The organism is Alishewanella sp. HL-SH06, from assembly GCF_052656265.1.
The window spans coordinates 3,376,999-3,393,202 of sequence record NZ_CP199752.1 but is presented as its reverse complement, the minus strand read 5'-3'; the positions used below and the strand labels follow the sequence as shown (position 1 = coordinate 3,393,202).

Annotated in this window: 18 protein-coding genes and 1 pseudogene; 14 read left to right on the top strand and 5 right to left on the bottom strand. The window is 47.1% G+C overall.

Annotation, left to right across the window (positions count from 1 at the left end; genetic code table 11):
* The first annotated feature begins 43 nt into the window (after nucleotides 1-43).
* Nucleotides 44-454, top strand: coding sequence for an OsmC family protein (locus tag ACUJFK_RS15725; protein ID WP_226751078.1), 411 nt, complete (start codon nucleotides 44-46; stop codon nucleotides 452-454).
* 72 nt (nucleotides 455-526) lie between these two features.
* Complete coding sequence (gene speD, locus ACUJFK_RS15720; protein ID WP_306177703.1) at nucleotides 527-1,333, top strand: adenosylmethionine decarboxylase; 807 nt, start codon at nucleotides 527-529, stop codon at nucleotides 1,331-1,333.
* A gap of 58 nt (nucleotides 1,334-1,391) precedes the next feature.
* On the opposite strand, the pseudogene ACUJFK_RS15715 reads toward speD, so the two are convergent.
* Together ACUJFK_RS15715 and ACUJFK_RS15710 are read right to left on the bottom strand one after the other, a co-directional pair.
* Nucleotides 1,392-1,496 (bottom strand): annotated as a pseudogene (locus ACUJFK_RS15715) (hypothetical protein); the annotation flags it as partial.
* An 89-nt stretch (nucleotides 1,497-1,585) separates the two neighbouring features.
* Nucleotides 1,586-2,467, bottom strand: coding sequence for a phosphoribulokinase (locus tag ACUJFK_RS15710; RefSeq protein WP_226751080.1), 882 nt, complete (start codon nucleotides 2,465-2,467; stop codon nucleotides 1,586-1,588).
* A 269-nt stretch (nucleotides 2,468-2,736) separates the two neighbouring features.
* Here ACUJFK_RS15710 and ACUJFK_RS15705 point away from each other — a divergent pair, with 269 nt between their 5' ends.
* Nucleotides 2,737-3,132: an MAPEG family protein gene (locus ACUJFK_RS15705; RefSeq protein ID WP_226751081.1), complete on the top strand. Its 396-nt coding sequence runs from the start codon at nucleotides 2,737-2,739 to the stop codon at nucleotides 3,130-3,132.
* Here ACUJFK_RS15705 and ACUJFK_RS15700 read toward each other — a convergent pair.
* The 3 genes from ACUJFK_RS15700 to ACUJFK_RS15690 form a co-directional block, all read right to left on the bottom strand.
* Nucleotides 3,129-4,901, bottom strand: coding sequence for an ExeM/NucH family extracellular endonuclease (locus ACUJFK_RS15700; RefSeq protein ID WP_445425420.1), 1,773 nt, complete (start codon nucleotides 4,899-4,901; stop codon nucleotides 3,129-3,131). The two genes, ACUJFK_RS15705 and ACUJFK_RS15700, sit on opposite strands and share 4 nt — an antisense overlap.
* 97 nt (nucleotides 4,902-4,998) lie before the next feature.
* Complete coding sequence (purD, locus tag ACUJFK_RS15695) at nucleotides 4,999-6,288, bottom strand: phosphoribosylamine--glycine ligase (RefSeq protein WP_445425419.1); 1,290 nt, start codon at nucleotides 6,286-6,288, stop codon at nucleotides 4,999-5,001.
* 20 nt (nucleotides 6,289-6,308) lie between these two features.
* Nucleotides 6,309-7,118 (bottom strand): class I SAM-dependent methyltransferase, encoded by an 810-nt coding sequence (locus ACUJFK_RS15690; RefSeq protein ID WP_445425418.1) that lies wholly within the window; start codon nucleotides 7,116-7,118, stop codon nucleotides 6,309-6,311.
* A gap of 180 nt (nucleotides 7,119-7,298) precedes the next feature.
* On the opposite strand from ACUJFK_RS15690, the gene trmJ reads away from it, so the two are divergent.
* From trmJ to ACUJFK_RS15635, 11 genes are all read left to right on the top strand, one after another.
* The gene (gene trmJ / locus ACUJFK_RS15685; protein ID WP_226751085.1) at nucleotides 7,299-8,042 is read left to right on the top strand and encodes a tRNA (cytosine(32)/uridine(32)-2'-O)-methyltransferase TrmJ; all 744 of its coding nucleotides are present in this window, start codon (nucleotides 7,299-7,301) and stop codon (nucleotides 8,040-8,042) included.
* Between the two features lie 5 nt (nucleotides 8,043-8,047).
* Nucleotides 8,048-8,857 (top strand): serine O-acetyltransferase, encoded by an 810-nt coding sequence (cysE, locus tag ACUJFK_RS15680; protein WP_229586535.1) that lies wholly within the window; start codon nucleotides 8,048-8,050, stop codon nucleotides 8,855-8,857.
* Nucleotides 8,858-9,119: 262 nt separating this feature from the next.
* Nucleotides 9,120-9,599: a Fe-S cluster assembly transcriptional regulator IscR gene (gene iscR / locus ACUJFK_RS15675; RefSeq protein ID WP_226751086.1), complete on the top strand. Its 480-nt coding sequence runs from the start codon at nucleotides 9,120-9,122 to the stop codon at nucleotides 9,597-9,599.
* A gap of 17 nt (nucleotides 9,600-9,616) precedes the next feature.
* Entirely contained in the window at nucleotides 9,617-10,831 is a 1,215-nt protein-coding gene (locus tag ACUJFK_RS15670; protein ID WP_226751087.1) for an IscS subfamily cysteine desulfurase, read from the top strand.
* 36 nt (nucleotides 10,832-10,867) lie between these two features.
* A complete protein-coding gene (gene iscU, locus ACUJFK_RS15665; RefSeq protein ID WP_226751088.1) occupies nucleotides 10,868-11,251 on the top strand; it encodes a Fe-S cluster assembly scaffold IscU in 384 nt (127 codons plus the stop codon).
* Between the two features lie 6 nt (nucleotides 11,252-11,257).
* Nucleotides 11,258-11,581: an iron-sulfur cluster assembly protein IscA gene (iscA, locus tag ACUJFK_RS15660; RefSeq protein ID WP_226751089.1), complete on the top strand. Its 324-nt coding sequence runs from the start codon at nucleotides 11,258-11,260 to the stop codon at nucleotides 11,579-11,581.
* An 18-nt stretch (nucleotides 11,582-11,599) separates the two neighbouring features.
* A complete protein-coding gene (gene hscB / locus ACUJFK_RS15655) occupies nucleotides 11,600-12,124 on the top strand; it encodes a co-chaperone HscB (RefSeq protein ID WP_229586541.1) in 525 nt (174 codons plus the stop codon).
* 7 nt (nucleotides 12,125-12,131) lie between these two features.
* A complete protein-coding gene (gene hscA / locus ACUJFK_RS15650) occupies nucleotides 12,132-13,988 on the top strand; it encodes a Fe-S protein assembly chaperone HscA (protein ID WP_445425417.1) in 1,857 nt (618 codons plus the stop codon).
* Nucleotides 13,989-13,991: 3 nt separating this feature from the next.
* On the top strand, nucleotides 13,992-14,330 hold the full coding sequence (fdx, locus tag ACUJFK_RS15645; RefSeq protein WP_226751092.1) for an ISC system 2Fe-2S type ferredoxin: 339 nt from the start codon (nucleotides 13,992-13,994) through the stop codon (nucleotides 14,328-14,330).
* A 160-nt stretch (nucleotides 14,331-14,490) separates the two neighbouring features.
* Nucleotides 14,491-14,922: a nucleoside-diphosphate kinase gene (ndk, locus tag ACUJFK_RS15640; protein ID WP_226751093.1), complete on the top strand. Its 432-nt coding sequence runs from the start codon at nucleotides 14,491-14,493 to the stop codon at nucleotides 14,920-14,922.
* A gap of 140 nt (nucleotides 14,923-15,062) precedes the next feature.
* A complete protein-coding gene (locus ACUJFK_RS15635; RefSeq protein WP_445425416.1) occupies nucleotides 15,063-16,190 on the top strand; it encodes a bifunctional tRNA (adenosine(37)-C2)-methyltransferase TrmG/ribosomal RNA large subunit methyltransferase RlmN in 1,128 nt (375 codons plus the stop codon).
* The last annotated feature ends 14 nt before the right edge of the window (nucleotides 16,191-16,204 follow it).

Sequence of the window (16,204 nt, the reverse complement as noted above, 5' to 3'; positions counted from 1 at the left end):
TTACGTAGAATACTCACCCTTGTTTTAAAGCTGAGATACGAAGATGAAAGCCAAGGTCAGTTGGGTCAATGGGTTAACCTTTTTAGGTCAATCTGAGAGTGGTCATGCCGTAGTATTCGATGCCGATCGTGACAGTAATACTGCACCGACGCCAATGGAAATGCTATTGATGTCAGCCGGCGCATGTTCTTCGGTTGATGTGGTCAGTATTTTAGAAAAAGCACGTCAGCAAGTGTCTGCTTGCCGGGTTGAATTATCCGGTGTGCGCGCTGAGACCGTGCCTAAAGTCTTTACTGAGCTGCATTTACATTTTGTTGTTAGCGGTAAAGCCTTAAGCGAAAAGCACGTAGAGCGAGCCGTAAGCTTGTCTGCTGAGAAGTATTGCTCAGTGTCTATTATGTTATCGCAAAGCGTAAAAGTAACTCACTCATTTAGTGTTGAAGACGCTGAGTGAATCAATTGTCTGCACGGTCGGGCTGAAAGTTAACTACGGCGTATTTGGGCGTCGTTAGCGGAGAGCAAAGAATTGGTTAAGCCTTTTGAAAAACTGAAACTGCACGGATTTAATAACCTGACTAAAAGCTTAAGTTTTAGCATTTATGATATTTGTTATGCAAAAACAGAACAGCATCGTCAAGAATATATTGAGTATATCGATGAGCAATACAACGCGGATCGTTTAACCGATATTTTGACCGAGGTGGTGGATATTATTGGCGCCAATGTTTTGAATATTGCCCGGCAAGATTATGATCCTCAAGGTGCCAGCGTGACCATTTTGGTCAGTGAAGAGCCGGTACTGGTTGATCCGGACAATACTGAAAACCCTGGGCCATTACCTGAAGCGGTGGTTGCGCATTTGGATAAAAGCCATATTTGTGTGCATACTTATCCTGAAGTACACCCGCATGGCGGTATTTGTACGTTTCGAGCTGATATTGAAGTATCAACCTGTGGCATTATCTCACCGTTAAAAGCGTTGAATTATTTGATCCACAGTTTTGAATCGGATGTGGTGACTATCGATTATCGGGTACGGGGTTTTACGCGTGATATTAGTGGCACTAAACACTACATCGACCATCCGATCACGTCGATCCAAAACTTTATGGATTACGATACCAAGAAAGCCTTCCAAATGATTGACGTTAACGTTTATCAGGAAAATCTATTCCATACCAAGATGATGCTAAAAGAAGGTGATTTAAACAATTACTTATTTGGGATGGGCACGGATTCGATGACCGCCGATGAACAAAAAGACATCAGTAGTAAGGTGTTTCGCGAAATCCGTGAAATTTTCTACGGTCGCAATTTGCCAGAAGTAAAATAACGGCAACGACAGACAGTACGGGCAACAGCAGAGGGGCGCTGTTACCTGTACCGTTGTGTTACTTGGTTTTCGGTCTTACCGCAATCACCTCAATTTCCACTAACATTCCTGGTCGCACTAAACCGGCAATTTTTACCGTTGAGCGCGCAGGTAAATTAGGTTGTTTCGCGGCCTCACCAAACTAAAAAAGCAAACATCAAGGGCACTGGCAGGGCAACTTAGTTATGCTAAAACGGCATTAATCGGCAAGTTTTAGTACAAAAATTGTGAATTACGGCGCTTCTGCATCAACGCTTCAATCAGCGGCGTTAATATTAACTCCATCGCTAAGCCCATCTTGCCGCCTGGCACCACTAAGGTGTTAACCCGAGACATAAAAGATCCATCAATCATCTTCAAATAATAGGGAAAGTCGACATGTTTGATCCCGCGAAAGCGGATGACCACGAAGCTTTCATCTAATGATGGGATATCTTTGGCACTAAAGGGGTTAGACGTATCAACCGTAGGTACGCGTTGAAAGTTAATATGGGTGCGAGAAAACTGCGGAGTAATGTGGTTAAAGTAGTCTTCCATGCTGCGCACAATACTAGCTTGCACTGCTTCGCGGCTGTGCCCACGTTCAGAGGTATCGCGAATAATTTTCTGGATCCACTCCAAATTAACAATAGGCACCATACCAATCAGCAAATCGACATGTTGGGCGACATTCTGTTGTTCGGTAACGGCACCGCCATGCAACCCTTCATAAAAGAGCAGATCGGTATTCGCGCGTAACTCTTGCCACGGTGTAAAAGTGCCCGGCAGTTGGTTATAGGGCACCGCTTCATCGAAGGTATGTAAATAGTGGCGAATTCGTCCGGTACCGGTTTCAGCATAGCTAGCGAAAAAGCTCTCTAAAGCCGCAAAATCGTTGGCTTCTGGGCCAAAATAGCTAATATGTCGACCTTCTTCACGTGCTTTACGTACCGCTAAATCCATTTCAGGTCGGCTAAAACGATGAAAGCAATCACCTTCAACAAAGGCTGCATCGATACCCAGTGTACGGAAAATATGTTTAAAGGCATTGGTCGTAGTTGATGTGCCTGCACCCGATGAACCGGTAACCGCAATAATAGGATTTTTGTGCGACATAGTGTCACCCTGTAACTTAAATTAGCTTCACCTTATCGGATTTGGGCCTAGCGACGCAACTATTATCCATTCAGGTTTGTGTCGCATGACCGATTAAATTTTGGGATTTGCTGGGGTTAAGCTAGGCAAAGGCAGCGTATTGTTGGAGTAAGCTACTGGGTTATGCTAACCGCCACAAATAACAACTGACGCGAGATTTAACTGATCCGAAATGAGCTGAACGAGTACAAAGCCACAGTAGGTTTAATACGATATTTTTGGAGAATGCCATGGCAGATATGCTGCTAACCTTATTAATTGTTGCAGTGATGCCTTATTTAGCGAAGGCGCCTTTGGTGTGGGCAATGCAACAGGCCGGGGGCTATGACAATCATTATCCTCGGCGGCAACAAGCATTATTAAAAGACTTTGGGGAACGTTGTACTGCGGCGCATTACAACAGTTTTGAAGCCTTAGGGTTATACATTGCGGCGATAGTATTTGTGGTTGCAGCGGGGAACGTCACAAGCTCAATGCTCATCGCTGCTTGGTTGTTTGTGGTTTGTCGACTGGGCTATTTATTGTGCTACTGGTTAAATTGGGCGGCTGCACGCAGTTTAATTTGGCTTGGCTCGGTAGCGGCAGCCATCAGCTTAATGCTGATGGCGTTAGCCGAATTACCTTAAAAGCGGAAGGTAGCAATAATCGGATCGTGGTCAGAAGAGCGATAAGGTGTTGGCGCATATAATTGTTGCTGTTGCGCCGCTGATTTAAAGCGTAAGCTGTAATCCAGTAATACCGGTTCATCCGCATTAATGGGCCAGTGCTGAAAATGGCTTAGCTGTTGTGCCAAGGCTGGGCTAGCTAACATGTGATCTAAAGATCCGGCTCGGCCTCTGAATACAAAAGAGTAGGAGGCGTGTTTATTCTCGTCTAAATATTGCCAGCCTTGCTGTTCTAAATAGGTAATCGGATCTTCAAAACGATAGGCATTTAAATCACCTAGCACCACTTGGTAGGATGTGGCAATGCCAGTGGGCGTGGTCGTTAACCATTGCTGTAACGCAGTCACGGCTTCTACTCGAGCTGCATTCCAACACGCTTGACCATCAGCTTGATCTTTTTGCAGTGCATAATCACTGGCATTGGCGCGAGGGCAACTGCCTTTAGATTTTAAGTGACCAAGTGCCAAGGTGAGTTGTTGGTTTGAGGCAAGATGCCGAAAACTTTGCGCCAGCGGTGGCCGATGCAAGCGGGTAAACGGCGCTGCGGTATTAACTGCGGTTTGCCCAATGGCTTCAATACGCTCTGAGCGATAAAACATACCAACTTTTATGGCATCTGAACCCGGTGCCACCGCGGTTGTAATCATGCTATACGGTGAGGCACTGCGCTCATTAACAGCGGCTAATAACGTCGCAATAGCGCTGCCCTCATCGTAGCCATTATTTTCTAGTTCTAGCAAACCAATAATATCAGCGTCTAAGGCGACGAGTGCTTCAACTAATTTGGCTTGTTGTCTGGCTAATTCAGCGGGCGAACGAGCTCCTCGGCGTGTTGGGAAAGGCTTATCCTGGCCATGGCCGTTAAAGAAATTCAGCACATTATAACTGGCAATTCGCAGTTCGTTCTGTTGCACCGGTGTCGGTACCGCAGGCCGTGGATTAGCACTGACAAACTTAGCGGGTGACGTGGGCAAAATGCGATAGCCGCGCTCGTCTTGATGTACTATACCGGCAACATCTAATACCTGATCGCCAATCCGTAAAGTGCTGCTGGCGCTTAAGCCGTTATTAGGATATGGCAGAGGGTCGGGGTTTTGTTGCCAATGGCCATCATCTAACCAGATTTCTTGGCGGTTTTGTTGCTCTGCCAGTTTTGCAGCAGCTTCGCCCGGACTGACGACTTGCGTCGGCACCATTAAACGTTCATTTGCCAGTAAAATCTCGCCATAACGACCTAAAGGATAAGTATCGGCGACTAACAGCGGTTGGCTAAAGGCCACCCACATCCCTTCATAAGCTTCCCAACTTTGTTCTGCTGCCAGCGGTAAGCTCAAGGCTAAGGGTTGTGTGCTGCTCTGGCCGCAGGTGTTAAGCACGGTTGCATCCACCAGGCTGGTCTGCTGTTCAATTTCAGCGACGGTGCCTTGTACCGTTAAGATCTGCCCGACTTGATAATTTGCCGCATCCGCGAGGCTGAGTAAAATCGCTTCAGCGGTTTGAGGATCGTTATCAGGCTCAACACTTTGTAACATGAGCCCTGGCATAGGCCCATCGAGGTAGACGGGGGCTGATACCACACCTTGCAGCGTAACGTGCTGTCCAAGCAATGGGCTGATTTCTGCCGTGCCTTGAACTTGCGCAATGCTATGAGTGGTTTCGCCACAAGCGGTGGGCGGTTGCTGACATGCTGCCAGACATAAGCTGATAAAACCGAGAGCAATAATTCGCATAATCTATCCTATGAAAGCCGATAAAAAAGGTGCCGAAGCACCTTTTAACACCCTTTAATTAGGGCAAATCTAATTAGCCTAATGGCTAATAAAAACGTTAAGCTTGTTGCTCACGCGCAATAGCGCGATAGCCAATATCATGACGATAATACACATTATCCCAATGAATTTTTGTCACAAGCTGATAGGCCGCTTGTTGTGCTTCGGTAACGCTGTTACCCAATGCGGTGGCACATAACACGCGGCCACCATTCGTCACGACATCGTTGCCAACCAGTTCGGTACCGGCATGAAACACTTTACCCGCAAGGGCTGCGGCATCGTCTAAACCATGGATCACTGTGCCTTTAGCATAAGCATCAGGGTAACCCCCAGCAGCCATCACCACACCTACTGCCGCTTTAGGGCTAAATTGAATGTTGGTTTGTGCTAATTGACCTTGCACCGCACTTTGACATAAAGCGACGAGATCTGACTTTAAGCGCAGCATAATCGGTTGTGTTTCAGGATCGCCAAAGCGACAGTTAAACTCTAACACTTTAGCCGAGCCATCTGCGGCAATCATTAAACCTGCATATAAAAAGCCGGTAAATACATTACCTTCAGCGGCCATACCTTTAACGGTAGGCATAATCACCTGCTGCATAACCCAATCATGCACCGCAGGGGTGACTACGGGGGCAGGAGAATAAGCACCCATTCCACCTGTATTTGGGCCTTTATCGCCGTTATCACGCGCTTTATGATCTTGCGAAGAGGCAAAGGCCAGAGCATGGCTGCCATCCACCATCACAATAAACGAGGCTTCTTCACCGGTCAGGAATTCTTCAATGACTACGCGACTGCCAGCATCACCAAATTTATTACCCGCCAGCATATCATCGATAGCGGCAAAAGCCTCTGCCTCGGTTTGCGCGATAATGACACCTTTACCTGCGGCTAAGCCGTCGGCTTTGATCACTATCGGCGTGCCGAGGCTTTTTACATAGGCTTTCGCCGGAGCAATTTCAGTAAAGTTTTGGTAAGCGGCTGTAGGGATGTTGTGCCGTGCCAAAAAGTCTTTGGCAAACGCTTTTGAGCTTTCTAATTGTGCCGCAGCTTGGGTTGGACCAAAAATGGCTAAACCAGCTGCACGAAAGCGATCGACAACGCCTTTGGCTAAAGGCGCTTCAGGGCCAACAATCGTCAGATCAATCTGTTCTTGTTGGGCAAAAGCCAGTAGACCTGCCACATCATCGGCAGCAATAGCGACATTTTGCAACGCCGCTTCGCGAGCGGTGCCCGCGTTGCCTGGTGCGACAAATACTTCGGTTGCCAGTGGAGATTGTGCTGCTTTCCACGCTAGGGCGTGTTCACGACCACCGCCGCCAATTACCAATACTTTCATCAGTTTGTCCGTTTGCTCAGTTAGTTAATGGGTTTGCGGAATTTTAACGTCATGCGATCGCTTTCGCCGATAGCTTGATATTTTGCTCTATCTTGTTCACCTAAACGTAAAGTAGGTAGCAAAGTCCACACACCTGAAGGGTGGTTGGCAGTATCTTTGGCGTTGGCATTGATTTCGCTGCTGCCTTCAAATACAAACCCCGCTTGCTCTGCTAAACGCACCGCCATGCTTTGTGGCATGTAACCGCTGCGTGTCCATTCGGTGTTTAATTGGCTTTCAGGTAAGCGGTGTTCAACCACACCTAATACGCCACCCGGTTTTAATGCGGTAAAAAACTGCTTATAGGCTGCAACCAGCGCGTCTTCACCACCGCCAATATACCAATTGTGTAAATTACGGAAGGTTAATACCACATCGGCTGAGTTAGCAGGAGCAATAGTGACACCGCCAGCAGCCGAAAACTCGGTGACCTGAACTTTACTGTATTGTGGTTGGCTCGCCATTTTTTCGATAAAGGCTTTGCGGCTACGCTGACCATACTCTGACGAGTTGGCAGGAAAATGTGCCGCATAGTACATGCCTTTTTCAGCAACGAGTGGCGCGATAATTTCCGTGTACCAACCGCCGCCGGGAGAGATTTCAACAACGGTGCTTTGTGGCGTAACGTCAAAAAAGGCCAAGGTAGCGACCGGATTGCGGTATTGATCACGCTGTAAATATTCAGGCGTACGTAGCGGATTTTTTACAGCGGTTTCTAAAGCTTCATTTGCGGCAAGTGGCAAGCTGCATAATAAAGCAGTCAGGCTTAATATTTTGCTGAAACGTAACATAATGGTGAGCTCCTTTTAGGGGTGGCTGTAGTTTAGCAAAGCAACTGCAGAATTGCAGCGTCTTTCGTTGCCCAATAAATAGGCACTTTTGTTTTTTTAGGTGGCTAGACTGCTAATTTTCAAGCTACAATCTGCCGTGGCTATGCTAGAATAGCCCCCTTTTTTAGTGTGAGTTGCATTATGTTAGATCAGATTAAAGTGGTATTGGTGGGCACGACACATACGGGTAACATGGGTTCGGTTGCTCGAGCTATGAAAACGATGGGTTTGTCACAGCTTTGTCTGGTTGCACCGAAAACCGCCCCTGACGGCCAAGCCTATGCCTTAGCCGCGGGTGCCAGTGAAATTTTAGCTAACGCGCAAACGTTCGAATCTTTAGCCGAAGCCGTGGCCGATTGCAGTTTAGTGGTCGGCAGTAGTGCGCGTTCTCGCACCTTAAGTTGGCCAATGTTGTCGCCGCGTGATTGTGGCTTAAAAGCGGTAGCAGAAGCTACGGCAGCACCGGTGGCGTTAGTGTTTGGCCGAGAAAGTAGCGGCTTAAGTAACGAAGAGCTGCAGCTGTGTCAGTACCATGTGTGTATTGATGCCAATCCAGAATACAGCTCGCTTAACTTGGCGATGGCCGTACAAATTATTTGTTACGAAGTGCGAATGGCGCATTTAGCGGCCAAGCCGTTACCTGAGGTCGCGGATGATGAAAAATATCCAAGCTCAGCGCAGATGGAAAACTTTTATCAACACCTAGAAACCGCCTTGCAGCACACGGGCTTTATTATTAAGCAGCATCCGGGTGTGGTGATGACAAAACTGAAGCGCTTGTTTACTCGCGCTCGACCTGAAGAGGCGGAATACAACATTTTACGCGGCATTTTAACCTCGATGCAGCGTCTTGAAAAAATTGATCAGACGAGTCACAAGGAATAATAGGCATGTTCTCCGGCATCAAAGAAGATATCCGAAGTGTATTTGAGCGCGATCCGGCAGCACGCAGTGCCTTTGAAGTACTGACCACTTACCCTGGCCTACATGCCATTTGGTTACATCGCTTAAGTCATCGTTTATGGCGTGCTCAGTGGCGTTGGTTAGCGCGTTGGCTCAGTACCCTTGGGCGCTGGCTAACGGGCGTGGAAATTCATCCTGGCGCTAAAATTGGCAGACGTTTTTTTATCGATCATGGTATGGGCGTGGTGATAGGTGAAACGGCTGAAATTGGCGATGATTGTACGCTGTACCATGGTGTGACCTTGGGCGGTACGAGCTGGAATCCGGGTAAACGGCATCCTACTTTAGGAAATGGCGTGGTTATTGGTGCCGGTGCCAAAGTACTCGGGCCGTTAATGGTGGGCGACAATGCCCGTATCGGTTCCAACGCGGTCGTGGTTAAAGATGTGCCAAAGGCAGCAACGGTTATCGGTATTCCGGGACGCGTTGTATCTAAGCCCGATGCCGATGTGTCTAAACAGCGACAACATTTAGCCAAGAAATATGGCTTTGATGCCTACGCGGTAGCGGCAGATAACCCGGATCCGGTTGCCAATGCGATTGGCAGTTTATTGGATCATATCCAAGTGCTCGACAATAAGGTTGCTGAACTTTGTCACAGTGTTAATGCGCTAGGGGGCAATGTGTGTGAAGAAGTGCCCACGGTCAATATTGAGGAAAGTGATTTTCGGGAAGCGGAGCAACGCGCTGCCGAGCAGCGCTGTAAAGATGAAGAAGTGTTTGATCCGCGGGTCTAATGGTTAATCGCGAATACCGATAAGTTTAGGCTTTAGCATGACGCTGTTTGCTCAGCTTAATGAACCTTGAATCATCCCTGAGGCGCGATGATTATCTGCATTGCTGCAGTTCATCCTTGGCCTGTAAAGGTTGATTTAGAGCAAACAAGCCATACTGAACAGGCGGGTATTCGGTTAATACCTGACTAAAACACTAGGGTTAATACTTGACTAAAATAGTCAGGAATGTAAAATGGACCCCATTCTGAAATGGGAGCCAATTATGCGATTAACTTCAAAAGGCCGTTATGCCGTGACTGCAATGTTAGACGTTGCTTTACACGCAGTACAGGGACCTGTACCTCTCGCAGACATATCAGAGCGACAAGGGATCTCACTTTCTTATCTTGAACAATTATTCGCTCGTTTACGCAAGCACGGGCTGGTAAGCAGTGTACGTGGCCCCGGCGGCGGTTACCAATTAGGTATGGCAGCAGCGGCAATCTCTATCTCTGCCGTGATCGCTGCGGTAGATGAGTCCGTAGATGCCACACGCTGCCAAGGCAAATCCGATTGCCATGGTGGTACTCGCTGCTTAACCCATACGCTGTGGAGTAATTTAAGCCACCGTATAGAAGACTTTCTGACCAATATTTCGTTAGAAGAACTGGTCAATCAACAAGAAGTGCGGCAAACCGCTCAGCAACAAAGCCGTAAGTTAAAGAATCCTGCCACTGATATTGACGTCAGTTGTCAGCTGTAAGCGCAACGGAGCAAACCATGAAGCTACCAATATATTTAGACTATGCTGCAACAACCCCGGTTGACCCGCGGGTTGCAGAAAAGATGATGCAATTTTTGACAATGGATGGCCAGTTTGGTAACCCAGCGTCACGCTCGCATCGTTTTGGCTGGCAAGCTGAAGAGGCGGTAGAAATTGCACGCAGTCAGATCGCCGACTTAGTCAATGCTGATCCACGTGAGATCGTGTTTACCTCTGGTGCCACTGAATCAAATAATTTAGCCATTAAAGGTGCGGCCGAGTTTTACCATAAAAAAGGTAAACACCTGATCACGGTCAAAACAGAACATAAAGCGGTATTAGATACTATGCGCCAATTGGAGCGCGATGGCTTTGAAGTGACCTATCTAGATGTTGAAGCCAACGGTTTAGTCGATTTAGCGAAGCTAGAACAAGCCATCCGCCCTGACACCACGCTCATCAGCATTATGTTTGTCAACAACGAAATTGGTGTGGTGCAAGATATTGCGGCTATCGGTGAATTATGTCGCAGTAAAGGGATTATTTTCCATGTTGACGCGGCGCAAGCAACCGGCAAAGTAGCGATCGATTTACAAACCTTAAAAGTCGATTTAATGGCCTTCTCTGGTCATAAAACTTACGGACCGAAAGGCATTGGTGCTTTGTATGTGCGGCGCAAGCCACGCATTCGTTTAGAAGCACAAACGCACGGTGGTGGTCATGAGCGTGGTATGCGCTCTGGTACTTTAGCTACGCACCAAATCGTCGCGATGGGCGAGTCTTTCCGCATTGCTAAAGAAGAAATGGCTTCTGAAAATATCCGAATCACCGCGTTACGTGATCGCTTATGGAATGGCATTAAAGATATTGAACAAGTTTTCTTAAATGGCGATGCCGAACATCGCGTGCCAGGGATCACTAACATCAGCTTTAACTATGTTGAAGGTGAGTCTTTAATCATGGCATTAAAAGACATTGCGGTATCGTCAGGTTCTGCCTGTACGTCGGCCAGTTTAGAGCCATCTTATGTGCTGCGCGCACTGGGCTTAACTGACGAACTGGCGCACAGTTCCATTCGTTTTAGTATTGGCCGTTTCACCACGGAAGAGCAAGTTGACCACACTATTAAGATCGTGCATGCCGCTATCGATAAATTACGTGAAATGTCGCCGTTATGGGATATGTATAAAGACGGTGTCGATTTAAACACTGTGGCCTGGGTGGCGCACTAAACACTAGGCGCTATCGCCACAACAGAGGGTATTAACATGGCTTACAGCAATAAAGTTATTGATCACTACGAAAATCCACGCAACGTTGGCGCTTTTGCTAAAGATGATCCAACCGTTGCCACCGGCATGGTGGGTGCGCCGGCTTGTGGTGACGTAATGAAACTACAAATCAAAGTCAATGAGCAAGGCATCATCGAAGATGCGAAGTTCAAAACGTACGGTTGTGGTAGTGCTATCGCTTCAAGCTCACTGGTTACTGAGTGGGTAAAAGGGAAAACCTTAGATGAAGCACAGCTAATTAAAAACACTGATATTGCGCAGGAACTCGCTTTACCACCGGTGAAAATTCACTGCTCAATTTTAGCTGAAGATGCTATTAAAGCCGCTATCGCAGATTATAAACAAAAGCACGGAGGCTAATGCCCGATGGCGATTTCAATGACAGCAGCGGCGGCCGAGCGGGTCAGTAGTTATCTGCATAATCGCGGTAAAGGTGTTGGCCTGCGCGTTGGTGTTAAAACCACTGGCTGTTCTGGATTGGCATATGTACTGGAATTTGTTGATGAGTTGAACGACGATGATCAAGTGTTTGAAGATCATGGTTTAAAACTCATTGTTGATGGCAAAAGCTTGGTATATATCGACGGCACGCAGCTTGATTTTGTTAAAGAAGGCCTAAATGAAGGTTTTCAATTTAACAATCCGAACGTCAACGGCGAATGCGGTTGTGGCGAAAGCTTTACAGTGTAATGCAGACCCTGAGGTAGCATGAATTACTTTCGGTTGTTTGATTTACCTGAGACATTTGAACTGGATCTAACCGAATTAGGTTCGCGTTATTTGTCGTTGCAAAAGCGTTTTCACCCCGATAATTTTGCGGCCGGCTCTGAGCGTGATCGCTTGATGTCGGTGCAGCAAACGGCCAACATTAACGATGCTTATCACAGCCTAAAGCAGCCTTTGCTGCGGGCTGAGCATATGTTAGCGTTACGTGGTTTAAAAATTAGCAATGAACAGCGAAGTTTTACCGACCCGCTGTTTTTAATGCAGCAAATGGAATTGCGCGAGCAACTAGCAGAATTACAAGACGAGGCCGATCCAGAAGCGGCCTTGTTTGCTATTGAGCAACAGATCCAGCAGCAACGCAAACAGCTATTAAAGGCGTTAAGCGAAGCCCTGGTTGAGCAGAGCGCTGAACAAGATCAGCTCGCCGCCGAGTTGGTGCGTAAATTAAAATTCTTTTATAAACTGCAGCAAGAGCTGGAGTTAATCGAACAGCAACTACAAGACTAATTTCACTATGGCTTTACTACAAATTGCAGAGCCGGGCCAAAGTGCGGCCCCGCATAAACATCGGTTGGCCGCAGGCATTGATCTGGGCACCACTAATTCCTTAGTTGCAACGGTACGCAGTGGTGAAGCAAAAACTTTGCTGAACCAAGCCGGCGAATCGATGGTTCCTTCCGTGGTTCGTTACACTAAAGACGGTGTGCAAGTCGGTAGTGCTGCCGAAGCCGCTGCCGTTAGCGATGCTGAAAATACGATTGTTTCGGTTAAGCGTTTAATGGGCAAGGGCTATCAAGAAACGCTGGCTTTAGCCAATGCGCTACCTTACCGCTTAGTGGAGCAAACCGGCTTAGTCGCTATCGAAACGGTACAGGGTATCAAAAACCCGGTAGAGATCTCTGCTGAAATTCTGGCTACTTTAGCGAATACCGCCAGTGAAACACTCGGTGGCGAACTGAATGGCGTAGTCATTACCGTACCGGCTTATTTTGATGATGCGCAGCGCCAAGCAACCAAAGATGCGGCGAAGCTAGCCGGTTTAACCGTACTGCGCTTATTAAATGAGCCAACAGCGGCAGCCTTAGCTTATGGCCTCGACAGTGGCCAAGAGGGCGTCATTGCCGTTTACGATTTAGGCGGCGGTACCTTTGATATCTCCATCTTACGTTTGCGTCGTGGCGTGTTTGAAGTACTTGCGACCGGGGGTGACTCAGCTCTCGGTGGTGATGATTTTGATCAAGCCATTGTTAGCGAATTGAAAGAACGTAGCGGCCAAACTGATTTATCCTTTAGTGCTCAGCGCCAATATCAGCAGCAAGCTCGGGCCTTGAAAGAAGCATTAACCGATAAGGCCAGTTTCGATTATCATTTTACTGCTGATCAACAAGAGGTTAAGGGAACTTTAACCCGTACTGAGTTAGATCAGTTAATTCTGACGTTGGTGAAAAAAACCATCCGGGCTTGCCGTCAAACCCTTCGCGATGCTGACTTAACCACCGATGAAGTGTTAAAAGTGGTTATGGTCGGTGGTTCAACCCGAGTCCCCCTTGTCAGGCAGCAAGTAGCAGAGTTTTTTAATACCGAGCCATTAACCAGTATCGACCCTGATAAAGTTGTGGCCTTAGGCGCGGCTATTCAAGCCAATGTGCTGGTGGGTAATAAAGCAGACAATGAAACCTTATTGCTTGATGTGATCCCACTGTCGTTAGGCATTGAGACCATGGGTGGGTTAACCGAAAAAATTATTCCACGCAATACGGTGATCCCGGTTTCGCGTGCCCAAGAGTTTACTACCTTCAAAGATGGTCAAACGGCGATGGCGATTCATGTCGTGCAAGGTGAACGTGAATTAGTCGAAGATTGCCGTTCTTTAGCACGCTTTGAATTACGCGGTATTCCTCCAATGCCTGCCGGTGGTGCTCATATTCGAGTAACCTTTCAGGTTGATGCCGATGGTTTGCTCAATGTCAGTGCCGAAGAAAAATCGACCGGTGTGCAAGCTAGTATTCAAGTGAAGCCGTCTTATGGTTTAAGTGATGATCAAATTGCTAGTATGATCAGTGGCTCGATGCAGCACGCCAGACAAGATATGCAGCAGCGCTTGTTGCGTGAGCAGCAAGTTGAAGCAGAACGAGTCATTGAAGCCGTTAGTGTGGCGTTAGCCTCTGATGCGGCGTTACTTGATGAGCAGAAGCAAGCCGACATTAAGCAGGCGTTAGCCACCTTAAGTGAGTTACGTCAGCAACAAGATACCGCGGCCATTAAAGCTGCCATAGAACATACCAACCAGTTAACAGATGAATTTGCAGCCCTTCGCATGGATAAATCTATTCGTTTAGCGCTGCAAGGTCATAAGGTAGATGAGGTCTAAGTTATGCCACAAATCGTATTTTTACCCCATGCCGAATTATGCCCTGAAGGCGCGGCTCTCGACGCTAAAAGTGGCGAAACGGTATTAGATGTTGCATTGCGCAACGGTATTGCCATTGAACATGCTTGTGAAAAGTCTTGTGCCTGTACTACCTGCCATATTGTGGTACGTGAAGGTTTTTACTCGTTAAACGAAAGTGACGAGTTAGAAGAAGACATGCTGGATAAGGCTTGGGGTTTAGAGCCGGAGTCTCGCTTAGGTTGTCAGGCGCGAATTGCCAATGACGACTTAGTGGTTGAGATCCCGAAATATACCCTGAATATGGTCAGCGAAGGGCATTAAGCCCCGCTAGCGCTCTGCGCTGTCTAGTCGCAGCACAGAGCGCAGTAAGTGTGTTACCTCACTAGGCAATCTTTTCTTCAAGCTAGGTTTTTTATAACTTTTAGCGTATAATATGCCGCCCAAATTTTTTAACCCTTTATTAGATTAATAGGAGCCAGACATGGCCTTAGAACGTACTTTCTCTATCGTAAAACCTGATGCCGTAGCCAAGAACCATATCGGTGCTATCTACAGCCGTTTCGAATCTGCAGGTTTACGCATTGTTGCTGCTAAGATGTTACACTTAAGCCAAGAACAGGCTGAAGGTTTCTACGCTGAGCACAAAGAGCGTCCATTCTTCAATGCATTAGTTTCTTTCATGACGTCTGGCCCAGTAATGGTTCAAGTGTTAGAAGGTGAAGATGCCGTTCGTAAAAACCGTGAAATCATGGGTGCTACTAACCCGAAAGATGCTTTCGCGGGTACTTTACGTGCAGATTTCGCTGCTAGCATCGACGAGAATGCGGTACACGGTTCTGACGCTGCTGCTTCTGCTGCACGTGAAATCGCTTACTTTTTCACTGAAGCTGAGCTGTGCAGCCGCACACGTTAATTTTCAGCGTTTAGTGAACAAACAAAGGGGGCGCGAGCCCCTTTTGTGCATTAATGCCCTCACTGCGGTGAGCATGACGACAATAGCGTAAGTTATTGTTCTGAAAAGATAGTTATATTGGTTAGCAGGAGTATCCTGGAATGAGTAGCTCATCCACTTTAGTTAATTTGTTAGATCTTACCCGATCGCAGATGCAGGAATTTTTTGTCACGCTTGGCGAAAAACCGTTTCGTGCCGATCAGGTAATGAAGTGGATATACCATTACTGTGTCGATGATTTCGACAAGATGACCAATATTAACAAAAAGCTGCGCGATGTTTTAAAAACGTGCTGCGAAATTAAAGCCCCGGTAGTAGCGACGCGGCAAGATAGCGCCGATGGCACTATCAAGTTTGTGATGGCCTTAGCGGGTGGTCAAGAAGTTGAAACCGTTTGGATCCCCGAAAAAGATCGCCGTACACTTTGTGTTTCTTCACAGGTGGGTTGTGCGCTAGATTGTTCATTTTGCTCTACTGCGCAGCAAGGGTTTAACCGTAATTTATCTGTCTCAGAAATCATCGGTCAGGTTTGGCGTGTTTGCCAAATTATCGGCAGCTATGGCGATACCGGTGTAAAACCCGTTACCAATGTGGTGATGATGGGCATGGGCGAGCCACTACTAAATTTGAATAACGTTGTGCCTGCGATGGAACTGATGATGGAAGATTTCGGTTTTGGTTTATCTAAACGTCGTGTCACTTTAAGCACTTCGGGTGTTGTGCCCGCGTTAGATTTATTGCGTGAGCGTATTGATGTCGCTTTGGCTATTTCGTTACACGCCCCCAATAATGCTTTACGGGATCAGTTGGTGCCAGTCAATAAAAAGTACCCTATGGAAGAATTTTTGGCGGCTTCGCGCCGTTATGTTGCGCAATCAAAAGCCAACGATAAAGTCACCGTAGAGTACGTTATGCTTGATGGCATCAACGACAGCATGGAGCAAGCGCATGAACTGGCTAATGCTTTAAAAGAAACGCCCGCTAAGATTAACTTAATTCCATTTAATCCATACCCTGGATCGCCTTATAAGCGTTCGAGCAATTCTAGGATTGATCGTTTTAACAAGGTCTTACAAGAACATGGTTTTACTGTTATGGTACGTAAAACCCGAGGCGATGATATTGATGCGGCATGCGGGCAGCTGGTTGGTGATGTTATCGACCGAACTAAACGTTTAATGAAAAAGCAGCAAAAAGGTGAGTCAATCACAATAAAAGAGCTGCAATAACAAAAGGGAACGCC